The organism is Vescimonas coprocola (assembly GCF_018408575.1).
Lineage (GTDB): Bacteria > Bacillota > Clostridia > Oscillospirales > Oscillospiraceae > Vescimonas > Vescimonas coprocola.
Genome location: NZ_AP023418.1, coordinates 1,795,184 through 1,820,283, shown reverse-complemented (window position 1 = coordinate 1,820,283; position 25,100 = coordinate 1,795,184). Strand labels below are relative to the sequence as shown.

General features: G+C 61.3%; 25 protein-coding genes. 6 read left to right on the top strand and 19 right to left on the bottom strand.

The features are described 5' to 3' along the window. Window positions 1–104 precede the first annotated feature (104 nt). The 3 genes from ftsH to KJS28_RS12810 all read left to right on the top strand — a co-directional run bounded on the left by ftsH (window position 105) and on the right by KJS28_RS12810 (window position 3,415). Window positions 105–1,919 carry an ATP-dependent zinc metalloprotease FtsH gene (ftsH, locus tag KJS28_RS08950; protein WP_213540629.1) on the top strand — a complete coding sequence of 605 codons (1,815 nt, stop codon included), beginning with the start codon at window positions 105–107 and terminating at the stop codon, window positions 1,917–1,919. A gap of 467 nt (window positions 1,920–2,386) precedes the next feature. Continuing rightward, on the top strand, window positions 2,387–3,148 hold the full coding sequence (gene spoIID, locus KJS28_RS08945) for a stage II sporulation protein D (protein WP_213540628.1): 762 nt from the start codon (window positions 2,387–2,389) through the stop codon (window positions 3,146–3,148). 57 nt (window positions 3,149–3,205) lie between these two features. Beyond that, entirely contained in the window at window positions 3,206–3,415 is a 210-nt protein-coding gene (locus KJS28_RS12810) for a toll/interleukin-1 receptor domain-containing protein (RefSeq protein ID WP_213540627.1), read from the top strand. Between the two features lie 502 nt (window positions 3,416–3,917). On the opposite strand, the gene KJS28_RS08935 is transcribed toward KJS28_RS12810, so the two are convergent. Together KJS28_RS08935 and KJS28_RS08930 are read right to left on the bottom strand one after the other, a co-directional pair. Next, the gene (locus tag KJS28_RS08935) at window positions 3,918–5,033 is read right to left on the bottom strand and encodes an aldo/keto reductase (protein ID WP_213540626.1); all 1,116 of its coding nucleotides are present in this window, start codon (window positions 5,031–5,033) and stop codon (window positions 3,918–3,920) included. Between the two features lie 94 nt (window positions 5,034–5,127). Continuing rightward, complete coding sequence (locus KJS28_RS08930) at window positions 5,128–5,817, bottom strand: response regulator transcription factor (protein ID WP_213540625.1); 690 nt, start codon at window positions 5,815–5,817, stop codon at window positions 5,128–5,130. 456 nt (window positions 5,818–6,273) lie between these two features. On the opposite strand from KJS28_RS08930, the gene KJS28_RS08925 reads away from it, so the two are divergent. Continuing rightward, on the top strand, window positions 6,274–8,010 hold the full coding sequence (locus KJS28_RS08925) for a Na+/H+ antiporter NhaC family protein (protein ID WP_213540624.1): 1,737 nt from the start codon (window positions 6,274–6,276) through the stop codon (window positions 8,008–8,010). A gap of 77 nt (window positions 8,011–8,087) precedes the next feature. Here KJS28_RS08925 and yedF read toward each other — a convergent pair whose 3' ends face one another. The 17 genes from yedF to KJS28_RS08840 form a co-directional block, all read right to left on the bottom strand. Beyond that, window positions 8,088–8,705 (bottom strand): sulfurtransferase-like selenium metabolism protein YedF, encoded by a 618-nt coding sequence (gene yedF, locus KJS28_RS08920; protein WP_213540623.1) that lies wholly within the window; start codon window positions 8,703–8,705, stop codon window positions 8,088–8,090. A 142-nt stretch (window positions 8,706–8,847) separates the two neighbouring features. Next, the gene (locus KJS28_RS08915; RefSeq protein ID WP_213540622.1) at window positions 8,848–9,807 is read right to left on the bottom strand and encodes an ABC transporter ATP-binding protein; all 960 of its coding nucleotides are present in this window, start codon (window positions 9,805–9,807) and stop codon (window positions 8,848–8,850) included. Further along, complete coding sequence (locus KJS28_RS08910) at window positions 9,804–10,787, bottom strand: ABC transporter ATP-binding protein (RefSeq protein WP_213540621.1); 984 nt, start codon at window positions 10,785–10,787, stop codon at window positions 9,804–9,806. The genes KJS28_RS08915 and KJS28_RS08910 overlap by 4 nt, the downstream gene beginning before the upstream one ends. Before the next feature lie 3 nt (window positions 10,788–10,790). Then, window positions 10,791–11,609: an ABC transporter permease gene (locus tag KJS28_RS08905; RefSeq protein WP_213540620.1), complete on the bottom strand. Its 819-nt coding sequence runs from the start codon at window positions 11,607–11,609 to the stop codon at window positions 10,791–10,793. Next, complete coding sequence (locus KJS28_RS08900) at window positions 11,606–12,568, bottom strand: ABC transporter permease (protein WP_213540619.1); 963 nt, start codon at window positions 12,566–12,568, stop codon at window positions 11,606–11,608. Before KJS28_RS08900 ends, KJS28_RS08905 begins: the two co-directional genes overlap by 4 nt. 76 nt (window positions 12,569–12,644) lie before the next feature. Further along, the gene (locus tag KJS28_RS08895; protein ID WP_213540618.1) at window positions 12,645–14,219 is read right to left on the bottom strand and encodes an ABC transporter substrate-binding protein; all 1,575 of its coding nucleotides are present in this window, start codon (window positions 14,217–14,219) and stop codon (window positions 12,645–12,647) included. Between the two features lie 63 nt (window positions 14,220–14,282). Next, the gene (locus KJS28_RS08890) at window positions 14,283–15,482 is read right to left on the bottom strand and encodes a MalY/PatB family protein (protein WP_213540617.1); all 1,200 of its coding nucleotides are present in this window, start codon (window positions 15,480–15,482) and stop codon (window positions 14,283–14,285) included. A 13-nt stretch (window positions 15,483–15,495) separates the two neighbouring features. Then, window positions 15,496–16,647, bottom strand: coding sequence for a double-cubane-cluster-containing anaerobic reductase (locus tag KJS28_RS08885; protein WP_213540616.1), 1,152 nt, complete (start codon window positions 16,645–16,647; stop codon window positions 15,496–15,498). A 57-nt stretch (window positions 16,648–16,704) separates the two neighbouring features. Continuing rightward, window positions 16,705–17,460 (bottom strand): acyl-CoA dehydratase activase, encoded by a 756-nt coding sequence (locus tag KJS28_RS08880; RefSeq protein WP_407701762.1) that lies wholly within the window; start codon window positions 17,458–17,460, stop codon window positions 16,705–16,707. Between the two features lie 327 nt (window positions 17,461–17,787). After that, window positions 17,788–18,210, bottom strand: coding sequence for an aspartate carbamoyltransferase regulatory subunit (locus KJS28_RS08875; protein ID WP_407701761.1), 423 nt, complete (start codon window positions 18,208–18,210; stop codon window positions 17,788–17,790). Window positions 18,211–18,223: 13 nt separating this feature from the next. Beyond that, the gene (pyrB, locus tag KJS28_RS08870; protein ID WP_213540613.1) at window positions 18,224–19,138 is read right to left on the bottom strand and encodes an aspartate carbamoyltransferase; all 915 of its coding nucleotides are present in this window, start codon (window positions 19,136–19,138) and stop codon (window positions 18,224–18,226) included. 5 nt (window positions 19,139–19,143) lie between these two features. Continuing rightward, a complete protein-coding gene (gene pyrE / locus KJS28_RS08865) occupies window positions 19,144–19,791 on the bottom strand; it encodes an orotate phosphoribosyltransferase (protein ID WP_021858822.1) in 648 nt (215 codons plus the stop codon). A gap of 9 nt (window positions 19,792–19,800) precedes the next feature. After that, a complete protein-coding gene (locus tag KJS28_RS08860; protein WP_228298369.1) occupies window positions 19,801–20,448 on the bottom strand; it encodes an HAD hydrolase-like protein in 648 nt (215 codons plus the stop codon). Further along, entirely contained in the window at window positions 20,448–21,146 is a 699-nt protein-coding gene (gene pyrF, locus KJS28_RS08855) for an orotidine-5'-phosphate decarboxylase (RefSeq protein WP_213540612.1), read from the bottom strand. Before pyrF ends, KJS28_RS08860 begins: the two co-directional genes overlap by 1 nt. After that, window positions 21,139–22,056 (bottom strand): dihydroorotate dehydrogenase, encoded by a 918-nt coding sequence (locus KJS28_RS08850; protein WP_213540611.1) that lies wholly within the window; start codon window positions 22,054–22,056, stop codon window positions 21,139–21,141. The genes pyrF and KJS28_RS08850 overlap by 8 nt, the downstream gene beginning before the upstream one ends. Then, window positions 22,050–22,781, bottom strand: coding sequence for a dihydroorotate dehydrogenase electron transfer subunit (locus tag KJS28_RS08845; protein ID WP_213540610.1), 732 nt, complete (start codon window positions 22,779–22,781; stop codon window positions 22,050–22,052). Before KJS28_RS08845 ends, KJS28_RS08850 begins: the two co-directional genes overlap by 7 nt. Continuing rightward, complete coding sequence (locus KJS28_RS08840; protein WP_267873560.1) at window positions 22,778–23,941, bottom strand: dihydroorotase; 1,164 nt, start codon at window positions 23,939–23,941, stop codon at window positions 22,778–22,780. The genes KJS28_RS08845 and KJS28_RS08840 overlap by 4 nt, the downstream gene beginning before the upstream one ends. On the opposite strand from KJS28_RS08840, the gene KJS28_RS12925 reads away from it, so the two are divergent. After that, window positions 23,942–24,085: a hypothetical protein gene (locus KJS28_RS12925; RefSeq protein WP_228298492.1), complete on the top strand. Its 144-nt coding sequence runs from the start codon at window positions 23,942–23,944 to the stop codon at window positions 24,083–24,085. A 136-nt stretch (window positions 24,086–24,221) separates the two neighbouring features. Next, window positions 24,222–25,079 carry a DUF2238 domain-containing protein gene (locus KJS28_RS08835; RefSeq protein WP_213540608.1) on the top strand — a complete coding sequence of 286 codons (858 nt, stop codon included), beginning with the start codon at window positions 24,222–24,224 and terminating at the stop codon, window positions 25,077–25,079. Window positions 25,080–25,100: the final 21 nt, after the last annotated feature.

Genomic DNA, 25,100 nt, shown 5'->3' with positions numbered 1-25,100 from the left:
TGTGCTACACTATGTAACAACTATTTTTCAATACCATCGATGGTATCAAAATTTGCGGGCCGCCGGAGGCCTTCAGTGGTCCGGACGAAACGGAGGAAACGCCTATGAATGAGGTCAAATCACCGAAAAAGCCCCTGCTGTACTACTACCTGCTGGTGATGCTGGTGCTGCTGCTGTTCAATCTGTTGGCCATGCCGTGGATCTCCGAGCACCAGATCAAGGAGGTGGACTACAACACCTTCGTCAGCATGGTGGAGAAGAAGGAAATCGGCAAGGTGGACATTCAGGAGCAGGATAACCGCATCCTGTTCACCGACACCGAAGAAAAGAGCATCTACAAGACCGCCATGGTGCCGGACGACGATCTGGTGTCCCGGCTGCTGGAGGCGGGCATCTCCACCAGCGGCACGGAGATCCAGCAGACCTCGCTGCTGGTGAGTATTCTGGGTTGGGTGCTGCCGCTGATCATCTTCATTGGACTGGGGCAGATGCTGTCCCGCAGTCTCATGAAGAAAATGGGCGGCGGAAACTCCATGATGTTCAATATGGGCAAGTCCAACGCCAAGGTCTACGTCAAGTCCGCCGAGGGCATCAAGTTTGACGATGTGGCCGGAGAGGATGAGGCCAAGGAGAATTTGCAGGAGGTGGTCAACTACCTCCATGACCCCAGCAAGTATCAGGACATCGGTGCCTCCATGCCCAAGGGCATCCTGCTGGTGGGCCCTCCGGGCACCGGTAAGACCATGCTGGCCAAGGCTGTGGCCGGTGAGGCCAACGTGCCGTTTTTCTCCATGTCCGGCTCCGAATTTGTGGAGATGTTCGTGGGCATGGGTGCCAGCAAGGTCCGTGACCTGTTCCGTCAGGCCAAGGAGAAGGCCCCTTGCATCGTGTTCATCGGCGAGATCGACGCCATCGGCAAGAAACGTGACGGACAGCTGGGAGGCAACGACGAGCGGGAGCAGACCCTGAATCAGCTGCTAACGGAGATGGACGGCTTCGAGGGCAACACCGGCGTCATCATCCTGGCGGCTACCAACCGTCCGGAGTCGCTGGATCCGGCACTGACCCGTCCCGGCCGTTTTGACCGCCGGGTGCCGGTGGAGCTGCCGGATCTGAAGGGTCGTGAGGAAATTCTAAAGGTCCATGCCAAGAAGATCAAGATCGCCGAGGATGTGGATTTCAACAAGGTGGCCCGCATGGCCTCCGGCGCTTCCGGCGCAGAGCTGGCCAACATCGTCAACGAGGCGGCCCTGCGGGCCGTCCGGGACGGTCGCCGCTTCGCCACGCAGGCGGATCTGGAGGAGAGCATCGAGGTGGTCATCGCCGGGTATCAGAAGAAGAACGCCATCATGACTGACCACGAGAAGAAGATCGTCTCCTACCATGAGATCGGCCATGCGCTGGTGGCGGCCATGCAGACCCACTCCGCCCCGGTGCAGAAGATCACCATCGTACCCCGTACCTCCGGGGCCTTGGGCTACACGATGCAGGTGGAGGAGGGCAACCACTACCTCATGACCAAGGAGGAGATGGAGAACAAGATCGCTACCCTTACCGGCGGCCGGGCTGCCGAGGAGGTGGTGTTCGGCTCCGTTACCACCGGGGCCTCCAACGACATCGAGCAGGCCACCGAGCTGGCCCGTGCCATGATTACCCGCTATGGCATGAGCGACGACTTCGGTATGGTGGCACTGGAGACCGTCACCAACCAGTATCTGGGGGGTGACGCCTCGTTGGCCTGCTCCGCCGATACCCAGACCAAGATCGACCAACAGGTGGTGGAGCTGGTGAAGCGGGAGCATGACAAGGCGGTGGACATCCTTACGGCGAACCGGGAGAAGTTGGACCGTCTGGCAGCCTTCCTCTATGAGAAGGAGACCATCACCGGCGAGGAATTCATGCACATTCTGGGGGAGTGAGCAGCTGATTTTCCGCCGAAAAACATTTAAGACTTTTGTAATAATTACCCCCGAATTTTTGTAACATCCCTTGGGTATCCTATACTTGCAAGAGACAAATAACTTTTTTCATCAATCTTCCCACCATGAAGGCGGAGAACCGAGAGGTTCTCCGCCTTGTGGTTTTAGCAGGTCTATTTCCCACCGCCGGTGCATACCATGAAGGGACAAATTCCCATGGACGGTACAGAGGAGAAGGAGGTATGTCCCATGCGTTCCTGTGCGGCGGTGACACTTGTGCTGATGCTTTTGCTGTTTGGCATCCCGTGGCTGGCGGAGGCTCCGGAGGGGGGACAGGCCCAGCCGGAGCCGCTCGCCGCTGAGGAGCAGCGGGCGGATGCGGACATTGCCCTCACCGTGTGGGACGGGCAGGAGCTGCGGCAGATGACCATGGCGGAGTATCTGCCGGGGGTGGTGCGGGGGGGGAGATGCCCGCCGCCTTCTCCCAGCAGGCGCTGGACGCTCAGGCTGTGGCGGAGCGCACCTTCATCTGCTACCACATGGCGGGCGGACGTAAGGATGCCCACCCGGAGGCGGATGTCTGTACCTCCCCGGCCTGCTGCAGCGCCTATGTGGCGCAGGAGGACGCAGCGGCCCGGTGGGGGGACAAGGCGGAGGAGTACGAGACCAAGGTGCAGCAGGCAGTGCGGGATACCGACGGGCAGATCATCCTCTATGACGGCTCGCCCATTCTGGCGGCCTTCCACTCCTCCTCCGCCGGGGTCACAGCAGATTCCGGGGATGTGTGGTCCTCCTCGCTGCCGTATCTGCACAGCGTGGAGACCCCGGAGGGGGAGGACAGCGTCCCCAACTATTACAGCGTCAGCACCTTCTCCCCGGAGGAGTTCCGGGAGATCTTTCTGGCGGCCCATGGGGATGCCGATCTCTCCGGCGACCCGGCGGAGTGGTTCCGGGATCGGACGGTCAACGACTCCGGCCGGGTGGAGCGTGTGACCATCGGCGGTGTCAGCGTGGAGGGGACGGAGGTGCGGCGGCTGTTCTCCCTGCGCTCAGCGTGCTTCACCGTGGATACGGGTGAGGAGGGCGTTGCCTTTCGGGTCACGGGCTTCGGTCACGGCGTGGGCATGAGCCAGTACGGAGCTGAGCTGCTGGCCCGTCAGGGCAAGACGTGGCAGGAGATCATACACTGGTACTATGCCGACGTTACCATTGGGGCGTATAAGGAGTAGGGAAATTTCCGGGGCTTGACCCGTTGAAATAGCGGCGTCTGCATGGTATAATCGCCCATGACAAGACATAAAACGGAGGCGACCGCTATGGGACAGGACGTGTTCATCAGCTATAAATCCGAGGAATTTCAAGAGGCGGATTGGGTCCGGCAGCAGCTGGAGAGCGGCGGTATCAGCTGCTGGATGGCACCGAACAGCATCACCGGCGGTGCCAGCTATGCCACGGAGATCCCACAGGCCATCCGGAGCTGCCGGGCTGCACTCTGACGGAGGCACAGGCGGAGAGCCTTGACCTGACAGGCTTCCCCAAGCTGCGGTCGCTGGATATCAGCGGCATCGCCGCATGGCAGCAGCTGCCGGAGCGCATCCGCCTACTGGATATCAGCCATACGGCGGTGACGGATATCCGCACCCTGACAGAGGCAAGCTATCACGATCTCATCCTGAGCTATCAGGCGACCATGGATTGGGAGACGCTGGGGGCCTGCAATACCTATCAATTCACGGTGCTGGACTGCCCGCTGGATCGGCAGGTAGCCGTGCGCACGGCACTTGAGAATCGGGTGGAGTACGCCACGGAGCTGCCGGTGCAGAGCGATGAGCTGCTGTCAAAGACTATGCGGGGAGAGATCAGCTTTAGCTGATACCTACGTCAACAAAAAGGGATGCTGATACAGAGTATCAGCATCCCTTTTTGTTGTCGGAAGAAAAAGCCCCCTGCGGCCCCAAGGGGGAGCAGGGGGCTTCATGATACGCTTTTTCGATGCCCTCACGCCTGAGGCTTTTCAAACTCCTTGGCCACGTCCACCAACAGCTGCCGGATGGGCAGGTGCTGGGGACAGATGCGCTCACACTGGCCGCAGCGGATGCAGTCCGATGCCTTGCGGCCCGGCCCGGTGTGGACGTCCTCATAGTAAAAGTCGGCGTTCCAGTCGTGGTAGAGTTGCTTGGTGTTCATCAGGGCGAACAGATTGGGGATGGCGATGTGCTGGGGACATCCATCCACGCAGTAGCGGCAGGAGGTGCAGGGGATCAGGTGCATCCCATGGAAGATCGCCTGTACCCGATCCACGGCGGCCCGCTCCTGCGGATCCAGCGGCCGGAAGTCCTTCATAAAGGCGATGTTGTCCTTCATCTGCTCCAACGTGCTCATGCCGGAGAGCACCATCAGGATGCCCTCGAAGCCGGCGGCGAAGCGGATGGCATAGCTGGCGGGGCTGCCGCCGTGGAGCTCATCCAGCACAGCCTTGGCCTGGGGCGGCAGGTTGGACAGATGCCCGCCCTTCACCGGCTCCATCACCAGCACGGGCTTGTTGTGGCGGCGGCACACCTCGTAGCACAGGCGGCTCTGGACACCGGGGTCGTCATAGTCGGCGTAGTTGAACTGGATCTGCACCACCTCGATTTGGGGATAGGTGGTGAGGATCTCCTCCAACACCTCCGCCCGGTCATGGAAGGAGATGCCCACATGGCGGACCTTGCCCTCGGCCTTCAGGGCGAAGGCCGTCTCATAGGCCCGGCAATCCCGGAAGTGGCCGAAGTTCCCGGCGTGCTGAGAGTGCATCAGGTAGAAATCGAAGTACTCCACGCCGCAGGCCTCCAGCTGGCGCTGAAAGAAGAGGCGGATGTCTGCCTCGGTCTTGAAGTAGCTGCCGGTGAGCTTATCCGTCAGCACATAGCGGTCTCTGGGGTAGCGGCTGGTGAGACAGTCCCGCAGGGCCGTCTCGCTCTTGCCCTGCAGATAGCCGTGGGCGGTGTCGAAGTAGTTAAAGCCCGCCTCCAGAAATGCGTCCACCATCTGACACATCTGGACCTTGTCTACCTCGTCGCCTGACATGGGCAGGCGCATACAGCCGAAACCGAAATTTTTCTTGATACGGTCCATAAATATCCCTCCTCAACGGCGTTTTGCGGTATTTTCCGCCTTTATTTTACGCAAAAGCGGAGGGACTGTCAAGCGGCCGGTGGACAGGGGGATGTCAGGGCTTGGACGGACCCATGCGATATCCCTTACCCCACACGGTGCAGATGGCACCGCTGCCTACTTTCTGGCGGATGTTGCGGATGTGGACCATGACGGTGTTCTTACAGCTGTAAAAGTACGGCTCCTCCCAGATGCTCTCGTAGAGGTTCTCCGCCGAGAAGATTTTGTTGGGATAGGAGGCCAGCAGCAGGACGATGCGATACTCCAGCTCCGTCAGCGGTACCTCCTGTCCCGCCTGCCACACGGTGCCGGCGGCGGTATCTACCTCCAGCCCGCCGCACCGCAGCCGCCGCTCCAGACCGGTGGGCCGGGCGCCGTAGACGCAATAGCGCCGCAGGAGTGCCTTCACCCGCACCGCCAGCTCATGGCAGGAGACGGGCTTTTCCAGGCAGTCATCCCCTCCCACGGAGAAGGACAGGGTCCTGGCGCTCTCGTCCGCCTTCTCCAGCAAGAACAGCACCGGCGCAGCGGACTGCCGCCGCAGAGCGGTGCAGGCGCCGAAGCCGCTCATATCCGGCAGCTGCTGGGGCAGGATGACAAGGTCTGTATTCCGCCGCAGCTGGGTCAGCAGGGTGGCTCCACCGGCGGTCTCCTCCAGCACGCAGTTCTCCCCTGCCAGCAGGAACCCCAGATTGGAGCGCAGCTCCGGATCCGGATCGGCACACAGAATACATCGCTGCTGCATGATATCTCCTCCTTGACAAATAGTGCAGAAAATTCGACAAAACTTGATAAAAACTATATATACAAAAGAATATAGTGCTGAAAATAATCTGTGACCTTATGATAGCGATTCTGCCGCCGCCGTCAATCCCCTGAGGGCTTTTTTAGCAGAGCCTTAAGAAACCTTCATACTTTTTGCTACGAAATATTAAGGAGGCACCGGTAGAATGGGATCATCCTCCCGGAAGGGGTGACGGGGATAGACCCCTCAAATTTGGTGAACGCAGCCGCCGGACAACATCCGGCGGCTGCGCTTTATCCGGTGAAGAACGGCACACGGCGGGAGGTGCTGACGGGAGAGAGGGTTTTCCGTCTTCAGAAAACTTAAGAAACACCCTGTCGGTTTATTAAGCTTCCGGGCCCATAATCGGTGCCGTTAGGAGCCACGGAATATCCTATAAGGAGGTCGAATCACGCAATGGAAAAGAAACGCACAAAAATCGCATACTTTACAGCCGTCGGTGTATTCCTCGTTTTGCTGGTGGTGCTGGGCCTTACATACCGGGAGACGCCCCTGCCCACGCTGGAGGTAGAGGGGGAGCCGGTGCTGGCCGACACGCCCTTTGCCGGTACCTTCTGGTCCCTGCTGCCGCCCATCGTGGCCATCGTGCTGGCCCTGATCAGTAAGGAGGTCTACTCGTCCCTGTTTCTGGGGTGTTTGGTGGGCGCTCTGCTGTACGCCCAGTTTGCCCCATGGGACACCATTGTGGCGCTGGTAGGCGCAGACTACGGCATCGTCTCCGTACTGGCCGACAGCGGCAACATGGGCATCATCGTCTTTCTGGTGACGCTGGGCATCATGGTGGATCTGATGAACAAGGGCGGCGGATCGGAGGCCTTCGGACGCTGGGCCTCCAAGACCGTAAAGACCCGGTGCGCCGCACAGCTGCTGACCATGCTGCTGGGTGTGCTGATCTTCATCGACGACTACTTCAACTGCCTGACGGTGGGCGCTGTGATGCGGCCCGTCACCGAGAGCCACAAGATTTCCCGTGCCAAGCTGGCCTACCTCATCGACGCCACGGCGGCCCCGGTGTGCATGATCGCCCCAGTGTCCTCGTGGGCGGCGGCGGTATCCGGCTATGTACAGTCCGACGCCGTCAACGGCATCGAGATGTTCATCAAGCAGATCCCGTGGAACTACTACTGTCTACTGACGTTGGTGATGATCGTGGTGCTGTCGGTGATGAACATCGACTACGGCTCCATGCTGACCCATGAGTATAACGCTCAGGTGAAGGACGATCTCTTTACCACGCCGGAGCGCCCCTTTGAGGGGGCCGACGACTATGAAAAGCCCGCCCGTGGCCGCTCCTCTGTGCTGGATCTGCTGCTGCCGGTGGTGGCGCTGATCGTGGTGTGCATCGTGTCCCTGATCTGGTCCGGCGGCTACTATGACGGCGAGAGCGAGTACTTCCACGACTTCGTGGGGGCCTTCTCCAACTCCTCCTCCGGCATGGCGCTGGCCTTGGGTGGCCTTATGGGGATGCTGTTCACGGTGGTGTACTTCTGGCTGCGGGGGGCCATCTCCTTTGAAAAGTCTATGGAGTCTGTGCCGCAGGGCTTTATCCAGATGATCGCTCCCATCCTCATTCTGACCTTTGCATGGACCCTGTGCTCTTTCACCCGCTTCGGGATGTACTCCGCCGTGTTCGTGAAGAACGCCATGGCAGGGGCCGGGGATCTGAAGGTGTTCCTGCCGGCGGTGATCTTCCTCATCGGCTGCGCCATCGGCTTTGCCACCGGCACCTCCTGGGGGACCATCGGCATCATGGCCCCTATCGTGGTGTCCGTGTTCAACTACGACGTGGAGCCGGTGCTGTGTACCATCGGTTTGGCGGCAGCCTGCTCCGGCGGCGTTATGGGCGACCACTGCTCGCCCATTTCCGACACCACCATCATGGCCTCGGCGGGCGCTCACTGCTTCCACCTGAACCATGTGTTCACCCAGTTGCCCTATGCCCTCACCGCCTCCGGTGTGGCCTTCGTCAGCTTCATCATCGCAGGACTCGTGCAGTCGGTGTGGCTGTGTCTGGCCATTGCCGTGGCGCTGATGATCGGCACACTGCTGGTGATCCGGGCCATTGTGTCCCGCCGTCACGCAGGTATCTTCCAGGAGATGGCACAGGCCAGTCAGCAGCTGCTGCACCGCTGACACCGTCTCGTCCGTGGCCGACAAAAAACAGGGAAGCGCACAGCGCTTCCCTGTTTGATTATGCTGTTGGGGAAAAATTACGGGCGGATGACCTTACCGGCGGAGGTCATGGTCTCCACGATGTCATACATATTGGTGACGGAGCCAACGGCCAGCTTGTCGGTGAGACCGTAGTAGTTCAGGCAGGTGCCGCAGGTGCGGATCTCCACACCCTGTGCCTCCATGTTCTTCAGGTCCTCGATGGAGACGGAACCCTCGGTGGTGATCTTGGCGCCTCCATTATAGAACAGGATGGTGCGGGGCAAGTGTTCCTGCTGGCTCAGGGCGTAGAGAAAGCCCTTCATCAGCGTGGCACCCAGCGTATCGTCACCGGAGCCGAGGCAGCTGGTACCGATGACCACCACGGTGTTGTCCCGGTTATCCGGGGTGCAGGCTGCCTCCTCCGGGGCGGTGCCGGACACGGCGGCGGGGTCGTCCACCGTCAGGGTCACCACGAATAGCTTCTCCTCCCGCTTCTCGGCGCTGAACTTCAGGCCCTTGCCGGTGGCCAGACGGTTCAGATTCTGCACGGCGGTCTCGTTGTCCACATGGACCTCCACCGTACCGGCCTCGGTCATGCCGGACAGGGCGTGGATGGTTTTCGTGACGGGAATGGGGCAGGCGTCGCCCACGGCGTTGACTAAAATTTTGCTCATGTGATGTTACCTCCTATCAGGCTGCCCGCTGGGGGCAGGATCCTTTGTTCTGGGATCATTATACCGCCCCGATAGGGGCAGGTAAAACGGCAAAAAACGATGATGGCCGGCATTTCATAGGGAAATGCGATGCATCAGTCCGTTACCGGCACAGATGGCAGGCTACCCGGTGGCCGCCGCCCATGTCGCAGAGCGCCGGCTTCTCCATCCGGCATCGGTCCGTGGCGTAGGGGCAGCGCCCGGCGAACCGGCAGCCGGAAGGCGGGTCCACGGGACTGGGGACCTGTCCTTGCAGCACGCTGCGGGGGCGGGCCCGTTCCACCTTGGGATCGGGAATGGGGATGGCGGCGATGAGGGCCTTGGTGTAGGGGTGCAGGGGGTGGGTGTACAGCTCCTGCGCCGTACTCTCCTCCACCACCTCCCCCAGATACATCACCAGAATACGGTCCGACAGGTGCCGCACCATGGACAGATCATGGGAGATCAGCAGATAGGTCAGGGACTTCTGTTCCCGCAGGTCCAGCAGCAGATTGACGATCTGGGCCTGAATGGACACATCCAGCGCCGAAATGGGCTCGTCGCACAGCAGCAGCCGGGGCTCCACCGCCAGCGCACGGGCGATGCCGATGCGCTGGCGCATACCGCCGGAGAACTCGTAGGGATAGCGGTCGATGCCGGAGGGATTCAGACCCACCTGCTCCATCAGGGCCTGCACCTTCTCCCGGCGCTCCGCCTGACTGGTGTACAGGTGGTGGATGTCCATGCCCTCGGCAATGAGGTCAATGACCTTGTTTTTGGGGTCCAGTGAGGCGTAGGGGTCCTGAAAGACCGTCTGCACCTGACAGCAGAAGGCACGGCGCTTGGCACCACGCATCCGGTGGATGTCCTCCCCACGGTACAGGGAGACGCCGTCGGTTTTGCTGTACAGGCCGATGGCGGTACGGCCGCAGGTGGTCTTGCCGCAGCCGGACTCGCCCACGATGCCGAGAATTTCTCCCTCCTGCACGGAGAAGCTCACGTCATCTACCGCCCGCAGCACCTTGCGGCCCCCGGCGGGAAAGTATTTTTTCAGGTGCTCCACCTGAAGGATGGGCTGACTCATGCCGTCACCTCCTGTTCTGCGTGGTGGCAGGCCACCAGATGGCCACCGCCCAGATCCCGCAGATCCGGCATCTCCCGGCGGCACTGCTCCGTGGCGTGGGGGCAGCGGGGGGCGAAGGGGCAGCCCGGCTCCGGTGCGATCAGCTCCGGGGGCGTCCCCTCGATGGTGTAGAGCCGTCCGCCGCCCATTTCGTCCAGACGGGGAGAGGCCTTTTGCAGACCCTTGGTGTAGGGATGGGCGGGCTGATAGAAAATTTCATCGGTGGTGCCGGTCTCCATGACGCATCCGGCGTAGAGGATGACGATGCGCTGGGCCAGTCCCGCCACCACACCCATGTCGTGGGTGATGAGCAGCACCGTGGTGCCGCTGCGCTCCTTCATTTGGCGGATCAGGTCCAGGATCTGGGCCTGAATGGTCACGTCCAGCGCCGTGGTGGGCTCGTCGGCAATCAGCAGTTCCGGCTGGCAGGCCAGAGCAGAGGCAATCATCACCCGCTGGCGCATACCGCCGGAGAACTCGTGGGGATACCGGCGCAAGGCCGTCTCTGGGTCGGAGATGCCTACCAGTGTCAGCATCTCCGCCGCCTTCTCCAGCGCCTCCTTGCGGCCGATCTTCTGGTGAAAACGGTAGCACTCAGCGATCTGATGGCCGATCTGCATGGTGGGATTCAGGGAGGTCATGGCGTCCTGAAAGATCATGGCGGCCTCCCGGCCCCGATAGCTTTGCCACTGTTTTTTGCCGTAATCGAGGATGTTCTCCCCGTGGCAGAGGATTTGGCTGCCGGGCTGACAGCGCCCGCCGGTGACCTCCGTCAGGCCCATGAGGGAGCGGGCTGTCACGGATTTGCCGCAGCCGGATTCCCCCACCAGCGCCACGCACTCGCCCTGATCCATGTAGAAGCTGACGCCCCGCACTGCTTCCACCACGCCACGGCGGGTGGGAAAGTGGATACGGAGGTCACGGATATCATATTGATGCATGGCTTACCTCCCAGAATTGGGGCTGAAGCGGCGGCGGAAGCCGTTGCCCAGCACATTGAAGCACAGAACGGTCAGCAGGATGCACACGCCCGGATAGACCGCCAGTGAGGGGTGGGTGAGAATGTAGGTCTGGGCCCCCTCCAGCATACCGCCCCAGGAAGGGTTGGGGATGGAGATGCCGAAGCCCAGATAGCTCAGGGACGACTCCGTCAGGATGGCGGAGGCGATGCTGTTGGTGGAGGCCACCAGCACCGGGGAAAAGACGTTGCGGGCGAAGTGCCGGGTGATGACCCAGCTCTTCCGGGCGCCCAGCCCCTCGGAGGCCAGAATGAAGTCCCGCTCCCGCAGACTCAGTACCTCCGCCCGGACGATGCGGGCCACGCCCATCCACGAGAACAGACCGATGGTCACCACCAGCGTCCGGATGCCGGCGTTCATGTAGATGTTCAGAGTGATGATAATGAGGAAGCTGGGCACCGACATGAGGATGTCCACGATACGCATCATGAAGCCGTCCACCAGCTTGCCGGAGGAGCCGCTGACGATGCCGTACACCGTGCCGAACACAATGGAGATGAGCATGGACAGAAAGCCCACCAGCAGGGAGACCCGTCCGCCGTAGAGCAGGCGGGTGAAGGTGTCCCGGCCGAAGTTATCCGTTCCCAGCAGGTGCTGGGCGGAGGGGGGCAGGAACTTCTGCCCGGTCTCCACGGCGATGGGGTCGTAGGGGGACAGGGGCGCCAGCAGGGCGGCCAGAAGAATCAGCAGCAGCACACCGCCGCTGAGAACCATGGAGAGGGGCAGCTTATGATTCTTTTTCATCGCTTGTCACCTCGCATGGCCTTGATGCGGGGATCGGCCAGACAGTAGCACAGATCCGCCAGCAGATTTCCGCCCACCAGCAGCAGGCACGAGAGCATGGTGGTTCCCATAATCATGTTGTAATCACGGGAGTAGATGGCGCTCATGCCAGTGGTACCCAGTCCCGGCCAGCCGAAGATGGTCTCCACGATGTAGGCACCGGACACCAGACTGCCCAGATTCATGCCCACCAGTGTGATGACCGGCAGCAGGCAGTTCTTCAGCACGTGGCGCAGCAGGATATAGACCCGGCTGGCCCCCTTGGAGATGGCGAAGAGCACGTAGTCCTCCGACAGCTGCTGGATGGTGGCGGCCCGGACGTACCGGGCGTAGATGGAGATCTTCCCGATGCTCAGCACCAGCACCGGCATGATGGCGTGGCGGGACAGATCCCAAAAGGTGTGTACGCCGGTGGTCCGCATCCCGGAGCTGGGCAGCCAGCCCAGATTCAGGGAGAACAGGATGATGAGCATGATGGCAAACCAGAAGGAGGGAATGGAGATGGCCACATAGTGCAGGCCGTTGGTGATGCGGTCGAACCATGAGTTTTCAAAGTAGCCCGCCAGCATTCCCAGTGGGATAGATACCAGCAGGGAAAAGACGATGGAGGCGGCCATGAGCCCCACGGTAGCCGGGAGCTTGGCCTTGATGAGGGGCCACACGCCGGTGTGGCTGCTGGTGGAGACGCCGAAGTCCCCTTGGAGGACCTTCCCCAGCCACCGGCCATACTGCACGATGACCGGATCGTTGTAGCCCAGTTCCGTTTTCAACTGCTCGTACTCCTCGTCGGTCATCTCCAGCGTCCGGTACTGGGCGGCGGGGTCGCCGGGAGCCAGAAACACCAGCGCAAAGGAAAAGACGGATACCAGCAGGATCACCGGCAGGGCCAGCGCCAGTCTGGTCAGAAAGTATTTTTTCATGTGTTCTCCTCATACCGCCGTGAGAGTGCAATTGCGTGGAGACTTGCTCCACGCAATTGCACTCTCAGCGGCGGAGTTAGCCGATGAAGTAGATCTGGGTCAGGTCAGTGAGACGGTCGCTGGCCTCGAAGCCGCCGATGTTCTTCTGGGCGGCGCAGACATAGTTGGTATCCAGCACGGGCACGCAGGACCAGCAGTCCTTCAGGGCCTGCAGAGCCTGATTCATGATGTCCTGACGGACAGCGGGATCCATCTCACGGTCCAGCTGCTTCCACATGTTATCCACCTCGTCGGTGGTGTACATATTGGCACCGGAGCGGGTGTGGGCGAACAGACCCACGAAGCCGCTGGGGTCGTCCAGCATACCATTGCCCATGAGAGCAATGTCATAGGAATCGGTGGCATAGAAGTAGGACTTGAAGTAGGCGGCGGTCTCCATGGAATCGATCTGGGCGTTAAGACCCGCAGCGTCCAGCTGGCTCTTGATCATGGTGGCCAGCTCCTCCTGACCCACACGGGCGGAGTTGTAGATGATCTTGATGGTCTTGTCCTTCAGACCGGTCTGCTCGATGAGCTGGGCGGCCTTGTCCAGGTCCTGCTTGTAGTTGGTGATCTCAGGGTTATAGAACATGGAAACGGTGGACAGGATGCTGGTGGCGGTACGGCACAGGGCCTCGTCGCCGTAGGTACCGTACACCAGAGCGTCCAGATCCAGCGCATAGATCACGGCCTGACGGGCCTCCATGGTGGACATGGCCTCACTGTTGGGGTTGATCTCCATGAAGGTGATGCGGCCGTCGGGGTAGGACACCACCTGATACTCGTCGTTATCCTTATAGTTGGCCAGCGTCTCGGCATTGCTGATGGTGAAGATGGAGAGCTCCTTATTGCGGAAGGCAATCTCCTGGGTGCTGGCGTCGGAGACGCAACGAACCTCGAAGCCATCGATATGGGCAGCCGTGCGGTAGTAGTTGGGATTCTTCAGGCACACCAGCTTCTCGCCCACGTTGAAGCTATCTACCACGAAAGCGCCGCTGGTGGCAATGTTGGCGTTCTGCTCACAGGTCAGTACCTCAGTGGCGGGTACCCCCTCGAAGCAGTGGGCAGGCAGGATATACAGGGCGCCCAGAGCCTTCTTGAACAGGTTGGAGGCCCGGCCGACCTTGAACACGATGACGGTGTCGCTCTGCTTTTCATAGGTGCAGAACTCGCCGTCCACCTTGTAGGCGGCAGCGGTGCTGGGAGCCACCTCGGGAACAGTCAGCGTATCCAGAGTGAACACGATGTCATCGGTGGTGATCTTCTCACCGTCGCTCCAGAAGATATCGTCCCGCAGGGTCAGGGTGTAGGTGGTACCGTCCTCGCTGATGTCCACACTCTTCGCCAGACGATAGTCCAGAGAGCCATCGGTGTTGGACTTCCACATGGGATCGTACAGATTCTGGAATACCTGCTTGCCCAGGTCTGTGGAGCTGTTGTTGTACCAGTTCAGGGAGGTGATGGGCTCCTCGATGGCGTAGACGAAGGTGCCGCCCTCGATGGGCTTACCCTGAGCATCGTCCGCCCCGTCACCCTGCTTGCCGCAGGCCGCAAGGCTCAGCAGCATCAGTGCGGAGAGAACGAGGCAAATGACTTTGGAAAGCTTCTTCATGTCTTTTCTCCTTTTGTGATTTTAATGATTGTTATGTATAGAAGCCCGTTGCCGGGAGATCTATCAGATGAACACGTATTCCTTCAGCCGATCCATGGCGATGACGACCTTCTCCATGGGCAGGGCCAGATTCATGCGGATGTGGTGCGCCCCGTGGAAGGGACGGCCGTCCTGCCACACAACACCCACCTCGTACCCGGCCTTTTTTACCTCATCCAGCGTGCGGCCGCTGCGGCGGCAGTACTCCTCGCAGTCCAGAAACAGCATATAGGTGCCCTCCGGCTGCTGCACGCTGACCCCCGGCAGATTCTTGCGGATAAACTTGCAGGCGTACTTGACGTTCTCCGTCAGTACCTCCCGCAGCTCATCCACCCACTGGCTGCCCTCGTCGCTGTAAGCGCCGATGAGGGCGTGCATGGACAGCACGTTCATACTGTTGTAGTGGCTGAGGCTGCTCTCCTTCTTCATCCGTTTGTGGAGAGCTTCGTTATACACGATGTGATAGCTGCCGATGAGCCCCGCCAAATTGAAGGTCTTGGAGGGGGCGTACAGGGCCACGGTGCGCTGTCGGGCGTCGTCGGACACGGATTGCAGGGGGATATGCTGATGGCCACGAAGGGTCAGGTCCGACCAGATCTCGTCGGAGATCACCGTTACGTTCAGTCGTCGGGCCATGTCCATGAAGTGCTCCAGCTCTTCCTGCTCCCACACACGTCCCGTGGGATTGTGGGGGGAGCAGAATACCACCGCACGGATGTCATTGCGCTTGATCTTAGTCTCCATGTCGAAGAAGTCCATGCGCTGCACGCCGTAGCGGTCCGGCTTCAGGGGGCTGGTGATGACGTGATAGCCGCCGTTTTCAATGGAACGGGTGAAGCCGATGTAGGTGGGGGAGTGGACCAGCACATTGTCGCCTCTGGCGCATACGGCGGCCAAGGCACTCATGAGCCCGCCCAGTACGCCGTTTTCGTAGCCGATGTGGTCCTTCTCCAGCCCGGTGACGCCATTGCGGCGCTGCTGCCAGCGGATGATGGAGTCAAAGTACTCGTCGCTGGGCATAAAGTAGCCGAACAGGGGATGCTCCAGCCGTTTCCGGATGGTCTCCGTCACGGCGGGGGCCGTGGCGAAGTTCATATCCGCCACCCACATGGGGATGGCGTCGAAGCCCTCGTTGGGCTGGAACACCGGAATTTTTTCCACGGCGTCCACCGCCATGGCATCCTTCCCCCGGCGGTCATAGATGGTGGTAAAGTCGAATTTCATATGCCGCTCCGCCTCATAGCATTTCTACGAAGGCGGCCATGCGGGTCTGGATCTGGCCTACGTCAGACTGAGAGTAGTCAGTCTCCACCACGGTGTAGGGGATGCCCTTCTTCTCCTTCACCAGCTTGCCCACCAGCGCCGTCTCCACGTTGTAGGTGTGGCAGGCCTGCAGGATGATATCCACCACGCCGTCCACATGGAACTCGTCAATGAGCTTATCCAGCATGGCCAACCGGTTGGGGTTGGGGGACATGCAGGAGCAGCCGATGCCCAGATACCGCCGGGCCAGAGCGTCGTAGACGTCGGGATTCTCCTCGTCGGTGAGGAGCATGGATTTCAGGCCGCTGCAATTCTCAAAGGCCACCACCACAGCGCCGGCGTCCTCAATGGCCCGGATGACCTTCAGGGCTGCGCCGCCGGAGGGGGAGCCCGTCACCAGGATACGGGGCTTCTTGCCCTCGTTTTTGCCGGCGGCGTACTCCGCCTCGATCTGGTCCGCCAGATCGTTGATGCGGGCAGGCAGGGACTCCACGTCCATGTTGAAGCCGCTGCCGTAGGCGGTATTGACGATGTTCAGACCGCTGACGGGGGCGGGATCGTTGGCCATGAGGTACTGCAGCCGCAGCAGGGACTTGGTGATCTCGTTGTTCAGGTGGATCTCGTGGCGGATGGCCTCCTCGGTGATGGTGGTCTCGAAGCGCCGCTCCAGCTCCTCCTTGAACCGAATGATCTCCCGGCGGTACATGGCGATGCCCTCCTCGGACTGCCGGTTGGGCAGCTCGATGACGTAGACGGGCTTGAAATCCGCCAGCATCTCATACATCTTCTTCTTGCCGTCGCAGGTGGTCTCGCCCACCACCAGATCGGAGAAGTAGAAGAAGGGACACTTGTCCGTCTTGGCGAAGCCGTAGCTGGACTTGATGAGGGGACACAGGTTCCGGGGCAGATCCTTCTCGGCGTCGGGGATGGTCTCATCCGACACGGAGCACAGGCCCACCACCGCGGCGCCCATGGCACGGGGCAGTTCCTTGGGGAGGTAGGTGCAGAAGGCACCCACCACAGGCACGCCCTGCTCCTTCAGCTTCTTGATGGCCAGAAAGGAGTTTCTCCGCTGATCGGCAAACTCTTCAAAAATTTCCGGCAGATCCTTTTTCAGTTCAACCATATGCTTGATCCTTTCTTTTCACATATATCCTGACCGGTTGGAGCCGGTCCTGTTCATTTACCGATTGATCCGCTTCCAGCCCAGCACTGCAGCGCCGATGGCGCCGTTATACTGGCACAGGGGATGGGCAGTGACGCTCTCTACCCCCAGATACCGGGCCAGCACCTCCCGCACCACCTGCGACTGAGCCAGTCCGCCGGAGAAGAACACCTTGGGGTGCTCCGGGGCCAGCTTCTGGGCAAAAATAGCGGTGCGGCGGCAGATGGAGTAGATGCACCCCAGAGCGATGCTGCCGGGAGGCGTCTCCTGTGCCAGCAGACCGATGATCTCGCTCTCGGCAAACACGGCGCACATACTGTTGATGGTCACCGGCTCCGCCCCCTCCACAAAGGTGTCGATGGAGGCGATGTCGCTGCCCACCCGGCTCATAGTCATTTCCAGAAACCGGCCCGTTCCAGCGGCGCACTTGTCATTCATCAGGAAGTCCTTCACCTGTCCGCCGGCGGGATCCAGCAGGATCACCTTGCTGTCCTGCCCGCCGATGTCGATGACCGTGTCGCAGCCGGGGCAGAGAAAAGCGGCCCCGGCTCCGTGGCAGGTGATCTCCGTGATGGACTTGTCCGCCTCCGGCAGCAGCGCCCGGCCATAGCCGGTGGCCACCACAAAGGCGGTGTCGGGGGTCCTCAGTTCCTCATAGAGCCGATGGATGACCCGGCCGGGGGTGGAGCCGCTGGGCTCCATCCGAAAGTCCACGATCTCCTGTCCGTCAAACAGCACCGCCTTGGTCATGGCGGAGCCGGAATCGATTCCCATAGTGAGCAATTTTGCCTGCCTCCTGTTGTGCCTTGACGGCACGATATCTTCAAAGCTTCGGAATAACCGTCCTGATCGCATGGTTCACCCACTGGCAGCGATCTGCCGAAGCACTTTGCAACAGAGATTCTACCATCAGCCTCCACCAGTGGCAAATAGCGATTTCAGGAGATAAGGCCGTGCTATCGGTGTTTTCGATTCAAATTATGTATACAAAATTGTATTACGATATGCCGGAGGCACACGGCGATAAAAGGGGGAGTGAGACCCCCATGGCGGGCCGCCGCAAAAAAAGAGCGCCCCATCGGGGCGCTCCTCTGTGCAACCTTATTTTTCCGCCTGCGTCTCACAGTAGATGCAGCGGTAGACCCGCTTTTCCTGGTCGGTGAGCACGAACTCCTGGGGCAGCTCCTGCTCCACGGAGGTGATGCACCGGGGATTCTTGCAGCGCAGCACGCCCCGGATGCGCTCCGGCAGCTTCAGGGTGCGCTTTTCCACCAGCTGGCCGTCCCGGATACTGTTGACGGTGATGCTGGGGTCCACGTAGCCGATGAGATCCCAGTCCAGCTCCATCTCACGGTCGATCTTGATGATGTCCTTGCGGCCCAGCTTGCCGCTGGTGACGTTTTTCAGGATGGCCACGGTGCAGTCCAGCTTGTCCAGCCCCAGAATGCGATACAGCTCCATGGCCTTTCCGGCGGAGATATGGTCGATGACGATGCCGTTCTGAATGGAATCAATAATCATGATGATGCCCTCCCTTTCAAGCGATGTTCAGCAGCTTCAGGATCAGCGCCATGCGGATGTACTTGCCGTACTGCACCTGCTTGAAGTAGCAGGCACGGGGGTCCTCATCCACCGCCACAGAGATCTCATTGACACGGGGCAGGGGATGCAGGATCCGCAGGTCCGGCTTGGCGTTTTTCAGCTTCTCCGGGGTGAGGATGTAGCTGTCCTTCAGGCGCAGGTAGTCCTCCTCGTTGAAAAACCGCTCCCGCTGGACACGGGTCATGTAGAGGATATCCAGCTCCGGCATCACCTCATCCAGAGAGGTGGACTGGATGTAGGGGATGTTCCTGCTCTTGATGTACTGCTCCTTGACGTAGCGGGGCAGCTTCAGCTCCTCCGGGGAGATCAGCACGAAGCGGATGCCGGTATAGCGGCTCATGGCGGCCACCAGAGAGTGGACGGTGCGGCCGAATTTCAGGTCACCGCACAGGCCGATGGTCAGATCGTCGAAGCGGCCCTTCTCCCGGTGGATGGTCAGCAGATCCGTCAAGGTCTGGGTGGGGTGGTTGTGTCCACCGTCTCCGGCGTTGATGATGGGTACCAGCGAGTGGCGGGAGGCCACCAGCGGAGCGCCCTCCTTGGGGTGGCGCATAGCGATGATATCGCTGTAACAGCTGACGGTGCGGATGGTGTCGGACACGCTCTCGCCCTTGGCGGCGGAGGAGCTGCTGGCGGAGGAGAAGCCCAGCACCTGCCCGCCCAGACTCAGCATGGCGCTCTCGAAGCTGAGACGGGTGCGGGTGGAGGGCTCAAAGAACAGAGTGGCCAGAATTTTGCCGTCACACTTGTGGGCATAGGCGGCAGGATGGTCGATGATGTCGCAGGCGGTGTTCACCAGCTCCATGATCTCCTCCGGGGACAGCTGCAAAATGTCAATGAGATGGTTCATACGGTTCATTCTCCTTTTCTGATCCAGTTTTCGTCGGAGGGGTCATCCCGGAAGGCCAGCAGCCGGGCCACGTCTCCCTGCGTGATGTATCCCTGCTGGACGCCCACCTGAGCGATGGTGTCCAGATCGGTGAGGCTGACGCACTTGACACCGGCCTCTGCCAGCCGCTGGCGGCCCTTGGCCATGCCGTAGGTGAAGATGCTGATGACGCCCAGCACCTCCGCTCCGGCGGCCCGCAGGGCGGCCACAGTGTCCAGCACGCTGCCGCCGGTGGAGATCAGGTCCTCGATGACCACCACCCTCTCGCCGGGGGTCAGCTTGCCCTCGATCTGGTTCCTGCGGCCGTGATCCTTGCTGCCGGAGCGGACGTAGCCCATGGGCAGGCCCAGCAGATGGGCGGCGATGGCGGCATGGGCGATACCGGCGGTGGCGGTCCCCATAAGCACCTGCGCCTCCGGGTACTCCCGGCGGACGGTGTCGGCAATGGCCTGCTCCACCTCATTCCGGGCCTCCGGAGCGGTGAGGATCAGGCGGTTGTCGCAGTAGATGGGGCTTTTGATGCCGCTGGCCCAGACAAAAGGCTCGTCGGGTCGCAGAAACACCGCTCCGATGGAGAGCAGGTGCCGGGCAATGTGGGTGCGGATGTTGTCCATAAGTTCCTCCTATTCCTGCAGCAGAAGCTGCTTGAGCTCGTGAAGATCGGCGGCCAGATAGTCGACTCCGGCGTTTTCCAGTTCCTCCCGGCCGCCGTAGCCGTAGAGAACGCCGATGGCGGGCAGACCGTTTTCATGGGCGCCGGCGACGTCGAAGCGGCGGTCGCCCACCATGACGGCGGGGCCGTCCGTGCCGCTGCGGCGCAGGGCATCGGCCACCACGCTGCCCTTCCGGGCGCTGGCCCGGTCCTCCCTCTGTGCGCCGCAGATGCGGTGGAAGTAAGCGGCCAGACCGAAGTGCTCCATGATGCGCAGGGCGAATTCCTCCGGCTTGGAGGTGGCGATGACCAGCTTCTGCCCGGCCTTTTGCAGGCTTTCCAGAAATTCTGCCATGCCCTGGTAGGGGATGTTCTCCGCCCAGCCCTGCCGGGAGAAGTACACTCGGAAATCCCGGATGGCCCGATCCGTCTGCTCCTCCGTCAGGCCGAACAGCTCCGGGAAACTCTCGTGGAGGGGCGGGCCGATGAAAGGGGTGAGGGTATCTGGGTCAGCGATGATGCCCTGCTGCCGCAGGGCGTAGGCCACGGCGCAGGTGATGCCCTCCTTGGGGTCCGTCACCGTGCCGTCTAAGTCGAAAAGTACCGTGTTCCAGCGCATCAGTCCACAAACTCCCTCACGCAGCGGCGATAGGCAGCCACGGGGTTCTCCGCCTGCGTGATGGGGCGGCCCACCACGATGTAGTCAGAGCCCAGTTCACGGGCCTTGGCGGGGGTAGTGACCCGCTTCTGATCTCCGGCATCCCCTCCGGCGAACCGTACACCGGGGGTCACCGTCAGAAAGCTGGCCCCGCAGCGCCGATGGATGGCTCCGGCCTCCAGCGGGGAACAGACCACACCGTCCAGCCCTGCCGCAGCGGCGTTGGAGGCATAGCTAAGCACCACCTCCTCCAGCGGGGCGTGGATCAGAAGCTCCCGCTCCATGCGTTCCTGATCGGTGGAGGTCAACTGGGTGACGGCGATGAGCAGAGGGCGGGTGCCGTCGGGGCGGGTGAGGCCCTCCAGAGCGGCGGTCATCATGGCGGCGGTACCGGCGGCGTGGAGGTTGATGATGTCCACGTCCAGCGCCGACAGGGCGGCCATGGCCTTTTTTACCGTGTTGGGGATGTCGTGGAGCTTCAGATCCAGAAAGATGCGGTGGCCCCGGCGGCGGATCTCCCGGACGATGGCGGGACCCTCGGCGTAAAACAGCTCCATGCCCACCTTGACGAAGGGCTTCTCCTCTGTGAAGCGGTCCAGAAAAGCCAGTGTTTTCTCCCGGCTGTCGAAGTCCAGTGCAATGATAACGTCTTTACCCATGATGTGCTCCTCCTATGATATCCGTAAGCTGCTGAATGCCGTACCGCTCCATGGCGGCAGGCAGGTCCTGTATGATTTTCCGGCAGGCGCAGGGTTCCACCAGATTGGCGGCTCCCACGCCCACGGCGGTGGCCCCGGCCAGCATCAGTTCCAGCACGTCTTCGGCGGTGCTGACGCCGCCCATGCCCACGATGGGAATGTCCACGGCCTCGTAGACCTGATACACCATCCGCACCGCCAGCGGAAAGATGCCGGGGCCGGACATTCCGCCGGTACCGTTGGCCAGCAGGGGGCGGCGATGTTTCAGGTCGATCCGCATCCCCGGCAGGGTGTTGATGAGGCTGACGCCGTCGGCCCCGGCCTCCTGACAGGCCCGTGCCACGGCAGCGATATCCGCCGCGGCCGGGGAGAGCTTCATGATGACCGGCTTTTTCGTCACGTCACGGACGGCCCGTGTGACGGCAGCTGCCGTCTGGGGCTCGGCTCCGAAGGCGGCTCCGCCGCCGTGGACGTTGGGGCAGGAGATGTTCACCTCCAGCCAGCCCACCTGATCCTCACCGTCCAGCTGTCGGCAGACCTGAGCGTATTCCTCTACGGAAAAGCCGCTGACGTTGGCCATCACCGGCTTGTGAAAGACCTCCCGCAGACGGGGCAGCTCCTCCCGGATGACGGCCTCTACGCCGGGATTTTGCAGTCCTACGGCGTTCAGCAGCCCTCCGGCGTACTCAGCGATGCGGGGGGTGGGGTTTCCGTACCGGGGGGCGAGCGTCGTCCCCTTGAAGGAGAAGGTCCCCAGACAGTTGATGTCGTAGATCTGTGCAAATTCATACCCATAGCCGAAGGTGCCGCTGGCGGGGATGACGGGATTCTCCAGCGGCAGGCCGCAGAGGGTGACGGCGGTATTTACCATACGATCTCCTCCCTTCGCAGGACGGGGCCGTCCTTGCAGATGCGCTTGTGGCCGTACTTGGTGCGGCAGGTGCAGCCCATGCAGGCCCCGAAGCCGCAGCCCATGCGCTCTTCAAAGCTGAACTGCCCATCGGTGCGGCAGCGCTGCCACACGGCGTGGAGCATGGCCTCCGGCCCGCAGGTATAGAGGTGGGTGTAATTCACGCCCTCCATACCGTCGGTGACAAGACCGCAGATCCCGGCGCTGCCGTCGGCGGTGAGGAGGCGGACGGTGACGCCCAGCGCATGGAGCTCCTCCACCAGAAAAATATCTGACGCCCGGTTGTAGCCCAGCACCGCCGTGACCTGACGATGCTCCGCCGTCAGGCGGCGGGCCAGTCCGTACAGGGGCGGGATGCCGACGCCGCCGCCCACCAGCAGGGGGCGCTCCCCGGCGAGAGACGTGTCGTAGCCGTTGCCCAGCCCTGTCAGCACATCCAACTCCGTTCCGGCGGGGAGATGGGTCATGGCCGCCGTGCCGTGGCCCAGCACCTTATAGATAAGGGTGGCGGCACCGGGCTCCCAGTCGCAGACGGAGATGGGGCGGCGCAGGTAGAAGCCGGAGAGCCTCAGGTTTACGAACTGACCGGGGGCCGTGATGGCCTCCGTGTCGCCGGTGAGACGTAGGCGGTAGGTGTCCGGCGTCAGGGGCGTATTTTCCGTAATGGTCCATGTGACCTGCTTCATGTGTGGTCCTCCTTGGAAAAGAGATCACCGTCCTGCCAGACGAGGCGGCCGTTGCAGACCGTCAGCAGGCAGCGGGCCTGTACCGGCCAGCCGGTGAAGGGGGTGGCCTTCCCCTGAGAGAGGAAGTCCGCCGGGTCGATGGGATACGAGGCCGACAGGTCAAAGACCGTGAAATCGGCGTGGGGGCCATCCATCTCCCCCTGCGGGAGGCCGAAGCGGCGGCAGGGAGCATCGTGGAGCAGCTCCATCAGACGGGGGAAGGAGAGCAGGCCCGGCTTTACCAGATAGGTATACAGCAGGGGGAAGGCGGTCTCCAGCCCCACGATGCCCATGGCGCTCTTCTCCAGCCCACGGGACTTCTCCTCGGTGCTGTGGGGGGCGTGATCGGTGGCGATCATGTCGATGGTGCCGTCGGCCAGCCCCTCCAGCAGGGCCTCCCGGTCGGCGGGACTGCGGAGAGGGGGATTCATCTTGAAGCGGCCGTCCTCCTGCAGCATGGTTTCGTCCATCAGCAGATAGTGGGGGGCCGTCTCACAGGTGACGTCCAGCCCCTCGGCCTTGGCCCGGCGGATCAGGGCCACGCTCTCCTTGGTGGAGATGTGGCAGACGTGGTAGCCGCAGCCGGTCTGGCGCACCAGCTCTAAATCCCGCCGGATCTGCCCCCACTCGCTTTCGGAGCAGATGCCCCGGTGGCCGTGGGTGCGGGCGTAAGCCCCGTCGTGGATGTAGCCCCCGTGGAGGAGGGAATTGTCCTCGCAGTGGGCCACGATGAGCTTATGAAGCCCCTTGGCGGTCTCCATGGCAAGGCGCATCTGCGCCTCGCTCTGCACACCTCGCCCGTCGTCGGAGAAGGCCGCCACATAGGGGGCCATGGCCGCCATGTCCGACAGCTCCTCCCCCAGCTGGCCACGGGTGATGGAGCCATAGGGCAGCACCCGGATGGCGGCATCCCGGCGGATCAGGGCCAGCTGCTGCTCCAGATGGGGCAGGCTGTCCGGCACCGGGTCCAGATTGGGCATGGCACACACCGTGGTGTATCCGCCGTGAGCGGCGGCTTGGGTGCCGCTGGACATGGTCTCCTTATAAGAAAAGCCCGGCTCACGAAGATGTACGTGTACATCAACGAAACCGGGACATATCACAAAAGAAGAGGCGGGAATATGAACGGGAGAAACACTGGTGCCGTGTTGGATCTCAAAAGAAAAAACAGCATCCCCACGGGTGAGAACACCTCGGCGGAATATCTGGGCATCCTGAAAAACGACGGTCACGGTCATCACCTCCGCATGGCAAATTTTTCTTAGATTATCACACAGCGGGCCGCTTGTCAAGACGGGCCGCCACGATTTTTGTCACATTTTTCGTTGCGTTTTGACCGGGGATATGATACCATGCAGAAAAAACCACAGCGGCGCAGTGCTGTGCCGGGAAGGAGCCTTTATGAAAAAAACGCCCAAACCCAGAGATACGGTCCAGCGGCTGAAGGAGACCATTCATAAGCAGCCAGCGGTGTTCGCCGTATATGTGGCCCTGCGGTTGATCGTGCTGGCGGAGCTGGTAATGTCCATCATCCGGGGCGAATATGAAAGCGCTTTCATCTGCCTGCTGGTGCTGGCGCTGTTCATCCTGCCGTTTTTCATTCAGCAGAACTTCGGTATCCAACTGCCGTCGGTGCTGGAGATCATTATCCTGCTGTTCATCTTCGCAGCGGAGATACTGGGGGAGCTGGAGTGTTACTTCATCACCTACCCCAACTGGGACTCCATGCTCCACACCACCACGGGCTTCCTCTGTGCCGCCACGGGCTTTGCCCTTATCGACATCCTGAACCGCAACAGCCGCATCAAGTTCCAGCTGTCGCCGGTATATGTGGCGCTGGCGGCCTTCTGCTTCTCCATGACCGTGGGGGTGCTGTGGGAGTTTTTCGAGTTCGGCATGGACCGGGTGTTCCATCTGGATATGCAGAAGGACACCGTGGTGCAGAGCATTACCTCCGTGATGCTGGACCCCACCAACAGCAACACCCCCATCACCATCGACGGCATCCACTCGGTGGCCGTCAACGGCACGGATCTGGGCTTTGACGGGTATCTGGATATCGGGCTGTACGATACCATGGAGGATCTGTTCGTCAACTTCATCGGTGCCGTGATCTTCAGCGTCATCGGCTACTTCTACATCAAGCACCGGGGCAAGGGAAAGCTGGCGCAGGCATTTATCCCCACCCTGTCGGAGGACGAGGACAAGGAGACATCGCTGCCGGAGGGAGACCCCGGAGCGCCGCCGGAATCGGAATAACGACAAAGAGGCAGGCACTTT